Genomic DNA, 15,990 nt, shown 5'->3' on the forward strand with positions numbered 1-15,990 from the left:
GATGTGTATAAGAGACAGGGAGTGGGTGGCGGGCCCAGCGGTACGGGTGGAGTGGGCGCACCGCCTGGTGAGGGAAGCGGCGCGACGGGCGCTTGGCCGGTCGTCGTCGGGCCCGCGGCGGGCGGGGCAGTGGTCTGGGATGGCGTTGTCGGGGGAGTGTCCGAAACTGGGGGAAGATTGGACGGCTGCATGGCCGATGCGGCAATCGGCGCGGATTGCGGTGGCGGAATCGGTGCCTGAGCAACAGCTTTGGCGGCCGATTCGGCCATGGTTGATTGGAAGTCGGCCATTGGCGTCTGAGTCGGCGCGGCGGCTGCGGGATTGACAGTGCTCGGCATGCTCGGCGAGGTGGACGCGGGCGGTGTGGCTGGGACCGACGGTGTCGACGAACCGGCGCTCGATAGCGGACTGGTTGGAGCGCTGATGCGCGGAGGTGCGGGTGCCGCGGGACCCGTTGGGGTAGCGGGTATTCCGGAGAAGGCTGGCGGAACTGCGCTCCCCGCGCCCATCTCTAAGTCAGTCGAGATTGCAGTCGGGTTTTGAGACGGAGCTGAAGGTGCGACGTCATTGACTGCAATGGTGTCCGGCGCGGGTGACGGTATAGCTGTCGGTAGTTCGTCTGGCGCACTAGGCTCGCTGGAACTGAGACCATCCGTCTCAACCCCACCCACGGCTTGTTCACCCGCGGGGGAATTCGGGATGCTCGCGGGACCCTGCGAGTCCACGACATTGCTGGCGGGGACAAAGGCAGGCTGCTGTTCCGCACCCATGTCCTGAAGCAGATGTAGATCATCCCTGTCCGAGCTATCGGAGTTGAGTGCTGAAGGTGCGCCTGAAATGCCGGCTCCGGCGGTCGCTATAAGCGAGATGTTCTCGCTGCGGATAGCGGCGATTCCTTCATTGATCGCAGCAGTCTTGGCGTCTTCAGGTATGTCCTCCCTAGTCCGAATCCAGTCGAGAATCTCATTTGCGATTTCGACGGTATGAGTTATTGCATTCTTGGTGCTGACCGTCGCGGAAACGCTTTCACCCAAGAGCTTCGCCGCGGTGTCCAGATTCCTCTTCGCTGACTCGAGAGCCGAAATACGGTCATTGAGAGTTCTTGACGCGATGTCGGCGGCGATACCAGACCATAAGCCGCTGCCACCGAACAATTGCAATCGTTCTCGGTGGGCATCGGTGAGTTGCGCGCCAACCCTACTTGAGACGTCTTCGAATGCGGTTGCGTTCGTCCGAAGGAGATCCTCGTCGACTTCGGGCCACGCCGGCGGCGCTGTCAAGTCATACGGATCGTATGGTCGAGGAATTCCCATGCCTTACGACTCGGCCGATTCGCAAGCTTCGTAGATCGCCGACGCCGCATTCCGAGAGGTGCTTGTCAAGAACGAATCCGCTGGCGTGTAAGAGGGCAACGCCGCTGCATAAGCCCGCCGGTATTGTGCGGAGAGCGTTGCGAAGTCTTGGACAACCGGGTTGACGCTAGTGCGTCCTATCTCTTCGATGCGGTCAGCAAAGCGCTCCATAGTAGGGATGGCAGCATCGGCGGTCGCACGCTCCTGTGGCGTCCAATCGCTTGCGGCCTTAGATGAATCGAGGGCTTGCCACGCCTTCGTATCATCGTTGAACTGGTTAAGAACACGCTCCCAGTCGGAACAGATTGGGTCGGGATTGAGCATGAATCGTTCAGAATCCCGTGGCGGCGAAAGTGGGGACAGCTTCGTCGGGGGCCCCGGAGTTCCGATCAGCGGCGCTCTTGCAGCGGCGGAGCCGTAGTCCGCTGCTGCGCAAATGTAGACAACCATGGCGCCCGTCGAGGTAAAGACGCGTGCAAGGTGGTCATCAACTGGCGTATACGACGGTACTGCATCGCTGTACGCCCGGGCATACGCGATGAATTGCTCATAACTTTCGCGTAGTACTCGATGCGGTGTTATCTGGGCGAGTCGTTCCGCTTGATCAGCGGCCTTGCGCGCCGCGTCGGCCACTTCTAGATGCTGCTGGCGTTCGTCAGCGGTCCATCGGGTGGACGGGACGGAGGGATCACGCCGATTCCAACCTCTTTTCTGGACGGAGGCAAACGTGTCGTTGATCGGCCCCCAAGCAGCGCAGCTCGGGTCCTCGGTAATGATATTTGCGGGGCCTGTGTCGTCGGCGCTTGCTAGACCGAAGGTCTCTCCCGACGGTGTCGCATCGTTGTCGCCTCCGCTGTCCGAGGTCACCGAAATCGTAACTGCCACAGTGACTCCGATGACAGCTAACAGCGCCACACCACCGAGCAGCCACTTCCAGGCGTTGCCACGCTTCTTCGGCGGCGGACCCGCTGGCCACTGCTGCTGCCACGGCGGCTGCTGTGGAGGCGGACCATACGGCCCCGAATAGCCCTGTGGCGGACCGGGATTGCCCGGTGGCGGACCTCCGGGCGGTGGAGGATAATTCACAGCGCCGGCCCCGGTCCCTCCCCGACCGAAGGCGTCGCGTCCGAGGATGACATCGTCCCCAACGCGGCACCCGACACACCGCCGACCGCGCCGCCCGCCCCTGCCGCATCACTGATCGATTCGACGCGCTTGCGTATGTCCTCGGCGATCTGGCGGTCAACCGCGTCATAGGTGTTGGCAGCGTTGACGACGTTCTGCGCGTACTTCGCCAACTCTGCCTTGACGACCGGCAGCTGAGCGATCGTCGGGTCGACCACTTCAGCCACCTTGGCAGCGATCGCCGTCGACAAAGCATCTTCACCCGCCGGCTTGAACGAAGCCGGCGGCTCGGGGATGGCATCCGCGACCGCACGCAACCGCCCACCGGCTTCGAGCACCAGGTCGGTATCGATTCGCAGCGTCTCAGTCATCGTCATTCCGCGCACGGATCAGCGTCGCGCCGATCGGTTGGCATGCCCCCTCAGGCGTCACCCGGCAAATGCTACCCGACCCCCAATACCAGCCATCGCACCAATTCTCACCACTCTGGCGCACCCGTTCTGACGTAGATTCCCACGCTCGACACCTCCTTCAAGCGTGCCTGCCACGCACGGCGAGCTACCGACCGACGCCGCGTCTGGCCCGAACCGTCACCGGACAACCGGACACAGCTACCGCCGCCAGCAAACCCCGACTACGCCCGTCGCCACCCGGAAGCACTTCCGCTATCGTTCCGCAGATGTCCGACCCCGACTCGAAGACGCTCGACGAGCTTTTCAACCGCATCCTGCACACCGAGGACGACGCCCTGCGCGCCGCGCGCGAGTCCGGCAACGCCGCAGGCATGCCGCCCATCGAGGTGTCCGGTCAGCACGGCAAGCTTCTCTACCTATTGGCGTCGCTGTCCTCGGCCACCCGCGTCCTGGAGATCGGCACCCTTGCCGGCTACAGCACCATCAACCTCGCCCGCGGCGTCGGGCCGGACGGCCACGTCGTCACCTTGGAGTACGACCCCAAGCACGCCGACATCGCCAAGGAAAACTTCGCCCGCGCGGGCGTACAGGATCGCATCGAGATCATCGTCGGCGCAGCCCTCGACACACTGCCGATGCTCGCCGACCGCGGCGACGTCTTCGATCTGGCCTTCATCGACGCCGACAAGGAGAACAACGTCGCCTACGTCGAGTGGGCCATCAAGCTCGGCAAGCCGGGCTCAATCATCGTGGTGGACAACATCGCTCGTTTCGGCCGCGTACTCGAGCCGGCAGCCGATGACGCCCAGGCCCGCGCCGTGCGCGAGATGCTCGAGATGATGGGCGACCATCCGCAACTGGAAACCGCCGCGATACAGACCGTCGGGCTCAAAGGCTGGGACGGCTTCGCCGTCGCCCGCATCGTCGAATAGTCATCTCGACCAGGGCGCCGTCGCGGCCGCCGCCGTCAGCGCGGCGACGATTCGCTTTTCGTGGGTCGCGAACCGTTCGGTCGGCGCGGGTACCGAGATGGCGACGACGTGTCCGCCGGCCGTACGCCCGGCCACGCCGGCGGCCGAAATCCCGACGGTGTGCTCGTCACGGTCGAACGCCACCTCGGTCGACCCGTTCAACAGCGCCGTCGCCGCCTTGCCGTTGGCCGTCGACTCCAGCGGAAAGCGCATGCCGACCGCCGACACCGCGCGCAGCCGATGCGCCGACTCCAGCTGGTCGATGAACAACATCTCGCCGCCCCGCAGCACCGACAGATCGACTGTCTCCTCAGTGGTCGTCGCGACCTGCTCGAGCGTCGGGCGGAACAACGCTGCCAGTCCCGCCACGTCGGCGCTTCCGAGGCCGAGCAGCCGATCCCCGAGCGAGAAGCGGCCCTGGTCATCGACCGCCGCGAAGCCGACCTCCACTAATCCGACGAGCAGTCGGCGCGCCGTCGACTTGGCCAGGCCCAGCTGAGCGCCTAGATCCACCAGCCGCAGGCGGCCGGGTGCCGCCGCGATCTCGTCCAGGGCGGCTGCTGCGCGGCGCAGCACCTGAATGCCGTCTTCCCGCCCCGCATCGGTTCGTTCATTTCGGTCCGGACGAGTCACGCCCTCACTATATTGATCCGCATACCGGTTCACAAAGATTCGGTATATGGACCAAGGAGGTCCCCGATGCCACTCCCATCTGGTCGTTCCTTCACCCGCTCCGACGACGGATACGAGGCTGCCCGGTGCGCGACCGTCTGGAATGCGCGCACCCCGGCCCGCTATCCAGAAGTGGTGGTCCAAGCCGCAGACGTCGATGACGTCGTCGCCGCGCTGCGCTATGCGGCCGCACACGACCTCCAAGTCGGCGTCCGCTCGGGCGGTCACAGCTGGGCCGGCAATCACGTGCGCGACGGTGGCATGCTGCTCGACGTCAGTCGCCTGAACGACTGCACCATCGACGCCGAGCGCATGACCGCGGTCGTCGGGCCCGGAAAAGGTGGCAGCCTGCTGGCCGCGGACCTGGAGGCGCAGAACCTGTTCTTCCCGGCCGGACATTGCAAGGGCGTGTGCGTCGGCGGATACCTGCTGCAGGGCGGATACGGCTGGAACAGCCGCATTCTCGGACCGGCTTGCGAAAGCGTCATCGGACTGGATGTGGTGACCGCCGACGGCGAGCGAATTCACTGCAGTCCGGACAGCCACCCCGAAATGTACTGGGCCGCACGAGGTTCAGGGCCCGGATTCTTCGGTGTGGTGACCGCATTCCACCTCAAGCTGTATGCGCGCCCTGCCATCTGCGGCAGCAGCCTTTACGTGTATCCGATCGAGTTGGTTGACGAGATCTTCACGTGGGCCAGGGCGATCAGCGCCGACGTCGACCGACGGGTGGAGCTGCAGATCGTCGCGTCGAAAAGCGTGCCCGGCGCCGGAATCGAGCAGCCCGGGATCGTCATGGCGTCACCGGTGTTCGCGGATTCGGAAGACGAAGCGTCGCAAGCGTTGGCGCTGCTCGATACCTGCCCGGTGCGCGACCGGGCCGTCGTCGCGGTCCCATACGCGCCCGCCGACCTCGCGACTTGGTACGAGGGGGTGATGAGCAACTATCCGACCGGCTACCGCTACGCCGCCGACAACATGTGGACGTCGGCATCCGCGGACGACCTGCTACCCGGGATCCGCCGCATCATCGACACTCTGCCCCCGCACCCGTCGCATTTCCTGTGGTTGAACTGGGGCCCTTCGCCGGCCCGCCAGGACATGGCGTACAGCCTCGAAGACGACATCTACCTCGCCTTGTATACGGTTTGGCGCGACGCCGCCGACGACGAGCGCTACGCGGACTGGGCCTGCTCGAACATGGCGGCCATGGCGCATCTGGCCACCGGCATCCAACTCGCTGACGAGAACCTCGGACAGCGACCGGCCCGATTCGCCACCGACGACGCGATGGCCCGCCTCGACCGCGTGCGCGCGCAGTACGACCCCGACGGGCGCTTCCACAGCTGGATGGGCAGGGTGTGACATGAAGTCCTACCTCGGTTACCGCGACGATGACCTCGGCGTCGAGTTCGCGGCGTTCTACAACCCCGAGATGTCGGCTCTTCCACGACATGTCGTCGGGGCACTGGAGCACGGCCCTCAGGCCGAGCCGACACTTCCGGCGTTCGAGGATCTCGTCGCGATGCGCGTCGACGGATACCAACAGACCGAGAACGGCTACGGCGTTCTGCGTGACGGCGGCATTCAGGTGTCGGTTCGCACCGACATGCCCAGGGTCACACCGGCCATGTGGGACTGGTGGTTCGGGTGGCACGGCCACGACTCACACCGCTACAAACTGTGGCATCCCCGCGCGCACGTGTCCGCCCGGTGGGACGACGGCGGCGGCGAAGGCGGGTACGTCGGTCGGACATCTCTAGTGGAGGAGTACCTCGGCTCGTCCTTCACCCGGCCTGCGATCCGGTTCGTGCAGCCGTCCGAACTGGGGCTGGGCGACCTGAGCGACGGTGTGGCGATCTGCGCGCGGCTCGGATCGGGCGACATTCCTGTCGATGTCGGCTGGCTGGTGCACCAGGTCCGCGGGACGCCGGACGGCGCCGAGATGCGTTCGCGGTTCTGGATGGGAGGCAGGCATGTCCGCGTTCGGCGCGGTAATCGATTGACTGACAGGGTCATTCGTCCGGTTGCGGCGCGACAGCTTCCGGATCCACGCGACTTGATGGTGCACTGCGCGCAGGAGATGAACCACCTCGCCGGATTCCTGCCCGAACTTTTCGATCGATTCTCCGGGCACTGATCTTCTCGACGTGTTACCCAGTCTTATGTCGAAAACCTTGCCGGCAGCCGTCTTTGCCGCCGCAGCCATGGTCGTGGCGCCCGTCGCACACGCGGACCGCGCCGAACCGCCGCCGCTGTACGGGTTCTACGACGTCTTCATCGACTTCTCGAAGCAGACCTTCAACGGTCGGCCGACGCCGATGAACCCGATCAACGTGCCCGTCGAGTTGACGACTCGTTGCGACGTCGACGGGTGTGTGGCGCGATGGAACAACGAGGACGACCATGCCCGCAACCCGGGCGCTCCGCAGTTCTATGAATATCGGTGGACCGGCGACCGTTGGTCGACAAGCGGTAAGTATCCCTACATGTGCGATCGCCACGACCCGAGCAGCGCCGTGAAAGCCACCCGCTCGGACTACCTGATGCCCAACCCGGACGGCAGCTTCTTCGGGGAGCGGACGCTCCTCATCGAGGGGGCCGGGTGCCCGGGAGAGGGTCCGGGCACTCACTGGCTGCCTTTCTCCCTGACTCCCATCGATCCGCCGCCCACCTAGTCGTTTAGCGCGCGACCGACCGGGGCATCAGCCAGAGATGGACTTCGGATTCCGACGCGGGATGCCGACGGTGGAATTACTCAGCGACGCTGCTCCCGAAGCCGTGTGGGACGTCATAACCGACCTCGAGACGTGGCCGAAGTGGGGTCCGACCGTGTCGGGCGCCGAACTGGACGAGGGCGGCGCCATGCACCTCGGCTCACAAGGCAGGGTGTTCACGCCGATCGGTGTGGCGCTGCCGTTCACCGTCACCGAATTCCGCCCCGGGCGCTGCTGGGCGTGGAAGGTCGCAGGCGTCGGCGCGACGCGCCACGAGGTGATTGCTGAAAACGGCGGATCCCGAATCGTGTTCGGGGTGCCGTGGTGGGCGACCGCGTACCTTCCTGTGTGTGCGATCGCCCTGCCGCGCATAGCCGGGCTGGCGTTCGCGCGCCAAACCCGCTGATTCGGCGACATCCGACGTTGCTCTGTGTTATCCAGAGCCCCTAGAGTTCTCAGTCCGCCGAGGGCTCCGGCCAAAGGAGCTCCGGTGAAGTCGAAAGCATTGTCCGTCGCCGTGGGCCTCGGCTGCAGCACGGTGGCACTGGCACCTCTTGCCAACGCCGACCGCCCCGAGCCGGTACCGATCTACGGCTACTACAACGCTCTACTCGATCACGCGAGACAGACGTTCAACGGTGCACCGGCTTCGGCGGGTCCGGCCACCCAGCTCGGCCTCTTCACCACGCACTGCGACGTCAACGGCTGCCTCTCCCGCTGGTTGAGGGAGACGGAAATCTCCCAAGACCCCAACGCGCCAGCGCAATTCGAATACCGGTGGAACGGCGACCGGTGGGAGTCCGCCGGTGATTACCCCTTCTACTGCAATCCCGACGGAAGCGGCGGCACCGTGACGACGCAGCGTTCGGACTGGCTCAAGCCCAACGGCGACGGCAGCTTCTCCGGTGAGCGCACATTCACCGTGCCCGCACCAGGATGCCCGGGCCAGGGGCCCGGCACGTACTGGCTGCCCATCGCGCTGACGCCGACCGATCCGCCGCCGCCTCGATAGCCGTTCGATAGCGCGCTCGAGCAGCCAGCGCTATCCGCAGACCGCGCCGACGGCTGCCGATCCGACCAGCTTGGTGTACTTGGCCAGCACGCCGGTGGTGTAGCGCGGTGGCAGCGGCTCGAAACCGGCCTTGCGGGAATCGAACTCGGTGGGATCGACGAGGATGTCGAGCGTCCCGTTGGCGACGTCGAGCCGGATGCGGTCACCGTCGCGGACGAACGCGATCGGCCCACCGTCGACGGCTTCCGGCGCGATATGGCCCACACACAGGCCCGTCGTGCCGCCGGAGAACCGTCCGTCGGTCATCAGCAGCACGTCCTTGCCCAGGCCCGCGCCCTTGATCGCGCCGGTGATCGCCAGCATCTCGCGCATCCCCGGCCCGCCCTTAGGGCCTTCGTACCGGATCACGACGACATCGCCGTGCGTGATCGTCCCGTCTTCCAACGCGTCCAATGCCGCCCGCTCGCGCTCGAAAACCCTTGCCGTGCCCTCGAACACGTCGGAGTCGAATCCCGCCGACTTCACCACTGCCCCCTCCGGCGCGAGCGAACCGTGGAGGATCGTGATGCCGCCGGTCGGGTGGATCGGGTTGTTCATCGCCCGCAGCACCTTGCCGTCCGGGTCCGGGGGAGCGATGTGCGCCAGGTTCTCGGCCATCGTCTGACCGGTCACCGTCAGGCAATCGCCGTGCAGCAGGCCGGCATCGAGCAGCGCGCGCATCACGACGGGCACACCGCCGATCTCGTCGACGTGCTTCATCACGTGCCGGCCGAACGGCTTCACATCGGCCAGGTGCGGCACCTTCTGGCCGACCCGGGTGAAATCCTCCAGGGTCAGCTTGACGTTGGCTTCGCTGGCGATCGCCAGCAGGTGCAGCACCGCGTTGGTCGAACCGCCGAACGCCATCACCACCGCGATGGCGTTTTCGAACGCCTCCTTGGTCAGGATGTCGCGGGCGGTGATGCCGCGGCGCAGCATCTCGACGACGGCCTCACCGGAGCGGCGGGCGAACTCGTCGCGGCGCTTGTCTATGGCCACCGGAGAGGCGCTGCCCGGCAACGACATTCCGAGAGCCTCGGCGGCTGAGGCCATAGTGTTGGCGGTGTACATGCCGCCGCAGGCGCCTTCACCCGGGCAGATGGCGCGCTCGATGATGTCGACGTCCTCACGCGACATCAGCCCGCGCGCGCAGGCCCCGACCGCTTCGAAGGCGTCGATGATCGTGACTTCCTTCTCGGTCCCGTCGGTCAGCTTGGCCGTGCCCGGCATGATCGAGCCGTTGTAGAAGAACACCGACGCCAGATCCAGCCGTGCCGCGGCCATCAGCATGCCGGGGATCGACTTGTCGCAACCGGCCAGCAGCACGGTGCCGTCGAGGCGCTCGGCCTGCACGACGGTCTCGACGCTGTCGGCGATCACCTCGCGCGACACCAGGGAGAAATGCATGCCCTCGTGGCCCATCGAGATTCCGTCGGACACCGAGATGGTGCCGAACTCCAGCGGGAAGCCGCCGGCGGCGTGCACGCCACCCTTGACCGACTGCGCGAGTCGCTGCAACGACATGTTGCACGGCGTGATCTCGTTCCACGAGGATCCGACGCCGATCTGGGGTTTGGCCCAGTCGTCGTCGCCCATGCCGACCGCGCGCAACATCCCGCGGGCGGCGGCCTTCTCCAGGCCGTCGGTGACGTCGCGACTGCGGGGCTTTATATCGGGCTCCGCCTGATGGCGGGCTTCGGTGCCGGGAGTTTCTGAGGGCATCAAACAAGTATGCCTCCGGTGTTTTGCCCCGGCCAAACCGTTATCGATACCCCGGTGGGGTATCCGGTACCCTCGACTTCATGACGTCGCTGATTGCTCGCCTCACCGCCATCCTGATCGCCCTCGCCACCGCGATGTTGCTCACATCGTGCACCAGCAGCCCGGCCTCTGACGGACATACCGACCACCAGCATTCCGACGAACCGGTGATCAGCGGCCAACCGGCCGGCTACAACGCCGACGATGTCGCGTTCGCGACGAACATGATCCCGCATCACGAGCAGGCCGTTGAACTGTCGGCGCTGGTTCCGGACCGCTCCACGAATCCGGAGGTGAAGGCGTTGGCCGACCAGATCTCGAAGGCTCAGGAGCCCGAGATCCGCACCATGCAGGTGCTGCTCGTGCAGTGGCAGGAGAACCCCGACGCCGACACCGGGCAGGGCGGCCACGAGGGGCACGGCGCGATGCCGGGCATGGTCGACGACGCCACCATGGCCAAGCTCCAGACGCTCTCGGGCCCCGAGTTCGACACCCTGTGGCTGGAGTCGATGATCGCCCACCACCAGGGTGCGATCGAGATGGCCCGCGCGGAGCTTGCCAACGGCGAGAACGTCGACGCCAAGCGGTTGGCTCAGACCATCGTCGATACGCAGCAGGCCGAGATCGACCAGATGAATCAGATGTTGAGGGGCTGAAGATGACTGCGGCGCACGGATATTCGCAACAGAAGGAAAACTACGCCAAAAGGTTGCGTCGGATCGAGGGTCAGGTTCGTGGCATCGCGAAGATGATCGAGGACGACAAGTATTGCATCGACGTGCTCACCCAGATCAGCGCCGTCAACAGCGCGCTGCAGTCGGTCGCGCTCGGCCTGCTCGACGAGCATCTCGGGCACTGCGTGGCACAGGCGGTCGCCGAAGGCGGTGACCAGGCCGACACGAAGCTGGCCGAGGCCTCTGCAGCCATCGCGCGGCTGGTGCGCTCCTAGCCGCCCAGGGCCTCGTCGATCCGCCTGACCTTCGCCGTCAGCTGATCGGTGTGGCCGGGGCGGATGTCGGCCTTGAGCACCAGGCTCACCCGGGGTGCGGCCGCGGCCACTGCGTCGACGGCCCGCTTCACGACGTCCATCACCTCGTCCCACTCGCCCTCGATGTTCGTGAACATCGCGTTGGTCTCGTTCGGAAGCCCCGATTCGCGAACCACCTTGACCGCATCGGCGACCGCGTCGCCCACGCTGTCGTCGCCACCCGTCGGGCTCACGCTGAAAGCCACAATCATGCGACCAGCCTGCCACCGGCAGGCCCGATCAAGTCATGCCTGTTGTCGGCGGGGCGAGCGATCCGGTAGCTGGGTGTTAACAGTGAGCGCCCATGACCGATGAACAAGGCAGGTCACGAGTGTGGATTGAGCGTTTGCCCAAGATGGAGAGGCCCGCCAATGGCCGGGGACGCCCGGGGCGTTATGCCACACTGGTTGGAGTTCTGCGACTGGGAGGTTGTGTATGCGCAGGGTAAAGCGCAGTCGGCTGCTCACTGCGATAGCGGCGGCGAGCGTCGTAGGGGGGATGCTCGCGAGCCCGTCAGCGCTCGCTCAGCCGGGTGTTCCGCCGCCACCACCGCCGGCGCCGGTCGATCCGGCCGTCGCCGCGGCACCGCCACCCGCGCCGGTATTTCCGCCGCCGCCGCCCCCACCGGCGGACCCGTTCGCTGCACCAGCGCCACCGGCGCCGCCGGCCCCGGCTGCCGAGGCTCCGCCGCCTCCGCCGCCGTCGAACCCGTTCTTCGCCCCGCCCGATCCGCTGGCTCAGCAGCAGCCGATTCCGGAGGGCACCCCGGCCGGACAGAATCCGACGCCGTATGTCGGCGCACCGGTGTTCGCGCCGCCGTCCTTCAACCCGACCAACGGGTCAATCGTCGGCGCGGCCAAGCCGATCTACATCAACTTCCAGCGGCCGATCGCCAACCGCAAGATGGCCGAGGACGCGATTCACATCTCGTCGGTGCCGCCCGTTCCCGGCCGGTTCTACTGGACCAGTGACACCCAGGTGCGGTGGCGTCCACAGGACTTCTGGCCCGCGGGCACGAAGGTCAACATCGACGCGTCGGGCACCAAGTCCAGCTTCACCGTGCCCGAGCAGCTCGTCGCGACCATCGACAACGACTCGCTGCAGATGCAGATCCACCGCAACGGGGAACTGGAGAAGACGTTCCCGGTGTCGATGGGCAAGAAGGGCCACGACACCAAGAACGGCACCTATTACGTGCTCGAGAAGTTCGCCGACATCGTGATGGACTCGTCGACATACGGCGTGCCCGTGGACTCACCCGAGGGCTACAAGCTCAAGGTGAAGGACGCGGTGCGCATCGACAACAGCGGTGTCTTCGTACACAGCGCCCCATGGTCGGTCGGTTCACAGGGCGAGAGCAACGTCAGCCACGGCTGTATCAACCTGAGCCCGGCCAACGCGAAGTGGTTCTTCGACAACTTCGGCAGCGGTGACGCCGTGGTGATCAAGAACTCGACCGGTATCTACAACCAGCCTGACGGCGCGTCCGACTGGCAGATGTTCTAAGGCGGTTTGGGTGTAGTTGGTCGCGGTGAGCGCGACCAACTACACCGAAATCCCCTAGTTCCAGATGTGTACTCGCTGTTCGGGTTCCAGGTAGAGCTTGTCGTCTTCGGTGACGTCGAACGCCTCGTAGAACGCATCCATATTGCGGATGACGCCGTTGCAGCGGAACTCCGGTGGTGAGTGCGGGTCGATCGCGAGACGCCGGATCGCTTCGGCGTCACGCGATTTCGTCCGCCACACCTGAGCCCAGCCAAAGAACACCCGCTGCTCGCCGGTCAGCCCGTCGAGGACCGGCGCGGGCTCACCCTTCAGCGACAGTCGGTAGGCCAACAGCGCGATCGACAGCCCGCCGAGGTCACCGATGTTCTCGCCGACGGTGAACGCGCCGTTCACATGCGGAACAGGGGAGTGCCCGTTTCCTAACTGCCGGGGCACGTATTCGTCGTACTGCTTGATCAACTTCTTTGTGCGCGCGCCGAACTCGGTGCGGTCCTCGTCGGTCCACCAGTCGACCAGGTTGCCGTCACCGTCGTACTTGGCGCCCTGATCGTCGAACCCGTGCCCGATCTCGTGGCCGATGACCGCACCGATGCCACCGTAGTTGGCGGCGTCGTCGGCGTCGGCGTCGAAGAAGGGCGGCTGCAAAATCGCTGCGGGGAAGACGATCTCGTTCATGCCGGGGTTGTAGTAAGCGTTGACGGTCTGTGGCGTCATGAACCACTCGTCGCGGTCGACGGGCCCGCCGAGCTTGCGTAGCTCCCGCTCGTACTCGAACGCGTAGCCGCGACGGTAGTTGCCGTAGAGGTCGTCGCGCTCGATCACCAGGCCCGAATAGTCGCGCCACTTCTTCGGATATCCGATCTTCGGCGTGAACTTGTCGAGCTTGGCCAGCGCCTTCTCCCGCGTCTGCGGCGTCATCCACTCCAGCGAGTTGATGCTCACGCGGTAGGCCTCGCGGACGTTGTCCACGAGCTCGTCCATCCGCTCCTTGGCGTACGGCGGGAAATGCCGCTCCACGTAGAGCTTTCCGACCGCGTCGCCCAGCAGCCCTTCCACCACCGACACCGCGCGCTTCCACCGGTCGCGGATCTGCTCGGTGCCCGAGAGCCTGCGGCCGTAGAACGCGAAGTCCTCGGCGACGAGGTCGTCGGTCAGCAGGAAGGCGCGGGCATGGATGACGCGCCACCGCAGCCAGCTCTTCCAGTCCTCCAGGTCCCCGCCGGACCACTCGGCGGCGAACGCGGTGAGGTAGTCGGGCTGTCGCACAACGACTTCGTCCGGCCGGCTGCGGTCCCCGAAAACGTCGGTGCCCAGCCCGGACACCCAGCCGGACCAGTCGAAGCCCGGCGCTTCGGTAGGCAGGTCGGCGAAGGCGCGCAGGTTGTAGGTGAGGTCGGCGTCGCGCCGCTTGACGACGTCCCAGTGCGCGGCGGCCAGCTTGGTCTCCAACGCCACGATCCGTGCGGCGGTTTCGGCGTGATCGCCTGCGCCGTACACCAACTCGAACATCGCCGTGATGTGCTGCGGATATGCGGCGAGGATTTCGGCGTGCTGTTCGTCGCGGTAGTACGACTCGTCGGGCAGGCCCAGGCCCGACTGGGTCAGGTGCAGCAGGTAGCGCGTCGAGTCCTTGGAGTCGGTATCGACGTAGACGCCGGTTCCGCCGCCGATTCCGGTGCGCTGCAACGCGCCGAGCACGCGCGCCAGCGACTCGGGGGAGTCGGCAGCGTCGATCGCCGCCAATTCCTCGAGCAGCGGTTGCACACCCCGCGCGGCGACGGCCTGCTCGTCCATGAAGCTGGCGTACAGATCGCCGATGCGCTGCTGGTCGCTGCCCGTCTCCGCGTTCGACGCCGCCGCCTCGGTGATCAAATCACGCACGTGCACCTCGGCGCGGTCGTACAGCAAGCGGAACGCACCGTCGGTGGCTCGGTCGCCGGGCATCTCGTACTCGGTCAGCCAGCGGCCGTTCACGTGGCCGAACAGATCGTCTTGGGGGCGGGCGTCGGCGTCGACGTAGCTGAGGTCGATGCCGGATCTGATTGCTTCTACCGTCACCCCACCAGGGTGCCAGAACGCGCGGCCGGCTCCCCTGGCCGCTGCGGCACCGCCAGACCCGCCAGCGCTTCGGCGATGCGGTCGAAGGCGTTCTCCCCGCGGATCTCGCGGCTCAACCGGCGCGCCGTGGCGCGGTAGGCGCCGGTGCCGAGGACCGCGTCGAGCGCGCCGACGATCTCGGCGCGGCCGGGCCGTGAGGTGCCCAGGTTGATGCCGGCCCGCGCGTAGCCCACGCGAGCGGCGACCTCCGGTTTGTCGGCCGAACCGCCCGCGACGATCAGGGGGATGCCGTGCGAGAGCGCCTGATGCACGCCACCGTATCCCCCGTTGGTGATCATCACGTCGACGTGCGGCAGGAGTTCGGCATAGGGCAGGAAGTCGGTGATGCACGCGTTGGCGGGCACGGGGCCGGGAAGCGTCGTGCGCCCCTCGCGCCCGGTCGTCGCCACCACCAGCAGATCTTCGCGGTCGGCGAGCGCCTCGACCGTGGGCACGACGAGCGCGTCGAGGTCGTCGTTGTCCCACGTGCCCTGGCTGACATGAACGACCGTGCGCGATTCGCCGGCCGGATCCCACGGCAGTCCCCGCTTCTGAGTGGCGGGTTTCGGTATCACCGGGCCGGTGTAGGAGACGTTCGCGGGCAGATCGCTGCGGGGATACTCCAGCGACGGCACCGTGAACTGCAGAAGCCGGTCGGCGAGCACGGGCCAGTCCGTCAGGAACACCGGAGACGGCGGAGCGCCGACGGCGGCGAGCGCGGCGTTCAAGTCGGCACGGACGTCGCCGAACAGCACCCGATGCGTCACCCAGGTCATCGGTTCGTAGTTGGTGTTCGAACGCGGCGCCCACGCGGTCCCGAACGGCGGCGCGTCGGCGCTCGACAGGGTCAACGGGCCGACCCCGCACACGAGAATCCACGGCCGCGGCCGGTGGCCGGTCAACAGCGGCAGGGCGCCGGTGAAGGCGACATCGCACAGCACCGCGTCGAAGTCGTCGCGCTGAAGCGCCTTACGCAACGACCAATACTGCGCAGCCAGTGGCTCGATGAACACCGAGCGCATCTCGGCGCGCCCTCGATACCAGCGGTCGAGCAACCCGGGTAGACCACACAAGCCGCTGTCATCTCGCTTCGGCCGAGCCGCATCGGGCAGCTCCAGCGCCCCCAGCCCCCGCTCGAGGACCGCACCTTCGTATTCGGCGCCCGTCAGCACGGTCACGCGGTGACCGCGCTCTCGCAGGTCGGCGCCGACGTGCAGCAGTGGCATGACATGCCCGGGGATCGGGCTGGCGGCAATCAGATAGTGGGCCACGCATCCCTTTCACTTCACCGGTCGCAA

16 protein-coding genes are annotated in these 15,990 nt (G+C 66.3%); 9 read left to right on the plus strand and 7 right to left on the minus strand.

Annotation, left to right across the window (positions count from 1 at the left end; all coding sequences use genetic code 11):
- Nucleotides 1-1,316 precede the first annotated feature (1,316 nt).
- A complete protein-coding gene (locus A5759_RS26215; RefSeq protein WP_231984492.1) occupies nucleotides 1,317-1,985 on the minus strand; it encodes a hypothetical protein in 669 nt (222 codons plus the stop codon).
- 449 nt (nucleotides 1,986-2,434) lie between these two features.
- A complete protein-coding gene (locus tag A5759_RS00495) occupies nucleotides 2,435-2,848 on the minus strand; it encodes a type VII secretion target (RefSeq protein ID WP_082961896.1) in 414 nt (137 codons plus the stop codon).
- Between the two features lie 308 nt (nucleotides 2,849-3,156).
- Between A5759_RS00495 and A5759_RS00500 the strand changes: the two genes are divergently transcribed.
- Nucleotides 3,157-3,822 carry an O-methyltransferase gene (locus tag A5759_RS00500; RefSeq protein WP_066848237.1) on the plus strand — a complete coding sequence of 222 codons (666 nt, stop codon included), beginning with the start codon at nucleotides 3,157-3,159 and terminating at the stop codon, nucleotides 3,820-3,822.
- Here the strand turns inward: A5759_RS00500 and A5759_RS00505 are convergent, their stop codons facing one another.
- Nucleotides 3,823-4,494 (minus strand): IclR family transcriptional regulator, encoded by a 672-nt coding sequence (locus A5759_RS00505; protein ID WP_068192493.1) that lies wholly within the window; start codon nucleotides 4,492-4,494, stop codon nucleotides 3,823-3,825.
- A 66-nt stretch (nucleotides 4,495-4,560) separates the two neighbouring features.
- On the opposite strand from A5759_RS00505, the gene A5759_RS00510 reads away from it, so the two are divergent.
- The 5 genes from A5759_RS00510 to A5759_RS00530 all read left to right on the plus strand — a co-directional run bounded on the left by A5759_RS00510 (nucleotide 4,561) and on the right by A5759_RS00530 (nucleotide 8,262).
- On the plus strand, nucleotides 4,561-5,898 hold the full coding sequence (locus A5759_RS00510; RefSeq protein ID WP_068192496.1) for an FAD-binding oxidoreductase: 1,338 nt from the start codon (nucleotides 4,561-4,563) through the stop codon (nucleotides 5,896-5,898).
- Between the two features lies 1 nt (nucleotide 5,899).
- Nucleotides 5,900-6,673 carry a DAPG hydrolase family protein gene (locus A5759_RS00515; RefSeq protein ID WP_068192499.1) on the plus strand — a complete coding sequence of 258 codons (774 nt, stop codon included), beginning with the start codon at nucleotides 5,900-5,902 and terminating at the stop codon, nucleotides 6,671-6,673.
- A gap of 25 nt (nucleotides 6,674-6,698) precedes the next feature.
- Nucleotides 6,699-7,211, plus strand: coding sequence for a hypothetical protein (locus tag A5759_RS00520; RefSeq protein WP_068192502.1), 513 nt, complete (start codon nucleotides 6,699-6,701; stop codon nucleotides 7,209-7,211).
- Nucleotides 7,212-7,248: 37 nt separating this feature from the next.
- Entirely contained in the window at nucleotides 7,249-7,656 is a 408-nt protein-coding gene (locus tag A5759_RS00525; protein WP_068192505.1) for an SRPBCC family protein, read from the plus strand.
- A gap of 138 nt (nucleotides 7,657-7,794) precedes the next feature.
- Nucleotides 7,795-8,262 (plus strand): hypothetical protein, encoded by a 468-nt coding sequence (locus A5759_RS00530; protein WP_369816148.1) that lies wholly within the window; start codon nucleotides 7,795-7,797, stop codon nucleotides 8,260-8,262.
- A 30-nt stretch (nucleotides 8,263-8,292) separates the two neighbouring features.
- On the opposite strand, the gene ilvD is transcribed toward A5759_RS00530, so the two are convergent.
- Nucleotides 8,293-10,023, minus strand: a complete 1,731-nt coding sequence (gene ilvD / locus A5759_RS00535; RefSeq protein WP_068192508.1) for a dihydroxy-acid dehydratase — start codon at nucleotides 10,021-10,023, stop codon at nucleotides 8,293-8,295.
- Nucleotides 10,024-10,103: 80 nt separating this feature from the next.
- Between ilvD and A5759_RS00540 the strand changes: the two genes are divergently transcribed.
- Both A5759_RS00540 and A5759_RS00545 read left to right on the plus strand, forming a co-directional pair.
- Nucleotides 10,104-10,718: a DUF305 domain-containing protein gene (locus tag A5759_RS00540; protein WP_068192511.1), complete on the plus strand. Its 615-nt coding sequence runs from the start codon at nucleotides 10,104-10,106 to the stop codon at nucleotides 10,716-10,718.
- A gap of 2 nt (nucleotides 10,719-10,720) precedes the next feature.
- Nucleotides 10,721-11,011 carry a metal-sensitive transcriptional regulator gene (locus A5759_RS00545; RefSeq protein WP_068192514.1) on the plus strand — a complete coding sequence of 97 codons (291 nt, stop codon included), beginning with the start codon at nucleotides 10,721-10,723 and terminating at the stop codon, nucleotides 11,009-11,011.
- Here A5759_RS00545 and A5759_RS00550 read toward each other — a convergent pair.
- Entirely contained in the window at nucleotides 11,008-11,301 is a 294-nt protein-coding gene (locus tag A5759_RS00550) for an MTH1187 family thiamine-binding protein (protein ID WP_068192519.1), read from the minus strand. The two genes, A5759_RS00545 and A5759_RS00550, sit on opposite strands and share 4 nt — an antisense overlap.
- Before the next feature lie 223 nt (nucleotides 11,302-11,524).
- Between A5759_RS00550 and A5759_RS00555 the strand changes: the two genes are divergently transcribed.
- Nucleotides 11,525-12,595: a L,D-transpeptidase gene (locus tag A5759_RS00555; protein WP_066848199.1), complete on the plus strand. Its 1,071-nt coding sequence runs from the start codon at nucleotides 11,525-11,527 to the stop codon at nucleotides 12,593-12,595.
- A 54-nt stretch (nucleotides 12,596-12,649) separates the two neighbouring features.
- On the opposite strand, the gene A5759_RS00560 is transcribed toward A5759_RS00555, so the two are convergent.
- A complete protein-coding gene (locus A5759_RS00560) occupies nucleotides 12,650-14,653 on the minus strand; it encodes a M13 family metallopeptidase (protein ID WP_068192521.1) in 2,004 nt (667 codons plus the stop codon).
- A complete protein-coding gene (locus A5759_RS00565; RefSeq protein ID WP_156616758.1) occupies nucleotides 14,650-15,963 on the minus strand; it encodes a glycosyltransferase in 1,314 nt (437 codons plus the stop codon). The genes A5759_RS00560 and A5759_RS00565 overlap by 4 nt, the downstream gene beginning before the upstream one ends.
- Nucleotides 15,964-15,990: the final 27 nt, after the last annotated feature.

The sequence above is a fragment of the Mycobacterium sp. 852014-52144_SCH5372336 genome (genome assembly GCF_001665615.1).
GTDB lineage: Bacteria > Actinomycetota > Actinomycetes > Mycobacteriales > Mycobacteriaceae > Mycobacterium > Mycobacterium neumannii_A.

Excerpts from the sequence above, each read along its gene's own strand:
- A5759_RS00520 (WP_068192502.1), top strand. The coding sequence starts at position 6,699 with ATGTCGAAAACCTTGCCGGCAGCCGTCTTTGCCGCCGCAGCCATGGTC.
- A5759_RS00510 (WP_068192496.1), top strand. The coding sequence starts at position 4,561 with ATGCCACTCCCATCTGGTCGTTCCTTCACCCGCTCCGACGACGGATAC.
- A5759_RS00540 (WP_068192511.1), top strand. The coding sequence starts at position 10,104 with ATGACGTCGCTGATTGCTCGCCTCACCGCCATCCTGATCGCCCTCGCC.
- A5759_RS00515 (WP_068192499.1), top strand. The coding sequence starts at position 5,900 with ATGAAGTCCTACCTCGGTTACCGCGACGATGACCTCGGCGTCGAGTTC.
- A5759_RS00525 (WP_068192505.1), top strand. The coding sequence starts at position 7,249 with ATGGACTTCGGATTCCGACGCGGGATGCCGACGGTGGAATTACTCAGC.
- A5759_RS00495 (WP_082961896.1), bottom strand. The coding sequence starts at position 2,848 with ATGACTGAGACGCTGCGAATCGATACCGACCTGGTGCTCGAAGCCGGT.
- A5759_RS00500 (WP_066848237.1), top strand. The coding sequence starts at position 3,157 with ATGTCCGACCCCGACTCGAAGACGCTCGACGAGCTTTTCAACCGCATC.
- ilvD (WP_068192508.1), bottom strand. The coding sequence starts at position 10,023 with ATGCCCTCAGAAACTCCCGGCACCGAAGCCCGCCATCAGGCGGAGCCC.
- A5759_RS00550 (WP_068192519.1), bottom strand. The coding sequence starts at position 11,301 with ATGATTGTGGCTTTCAGCGTGAGCCCGACGGGTGGCGACGACAGCGTG.
- A5759_RS00545 (WP_068192514.1), top strand. The coding sequence starts at position 10,721 with ATGACTGCGGCGCACGGATATTCGCAACAGAAGGAAAACTACGCCAAA.
- A5759_RS00555 (WP_066848199.1), top strand. The coding sequence starts at position 11,525 with ATGCGCAGGGTAAAGCGCAGTCGGCTGCTCACTGCGATAGCGGCGGCG.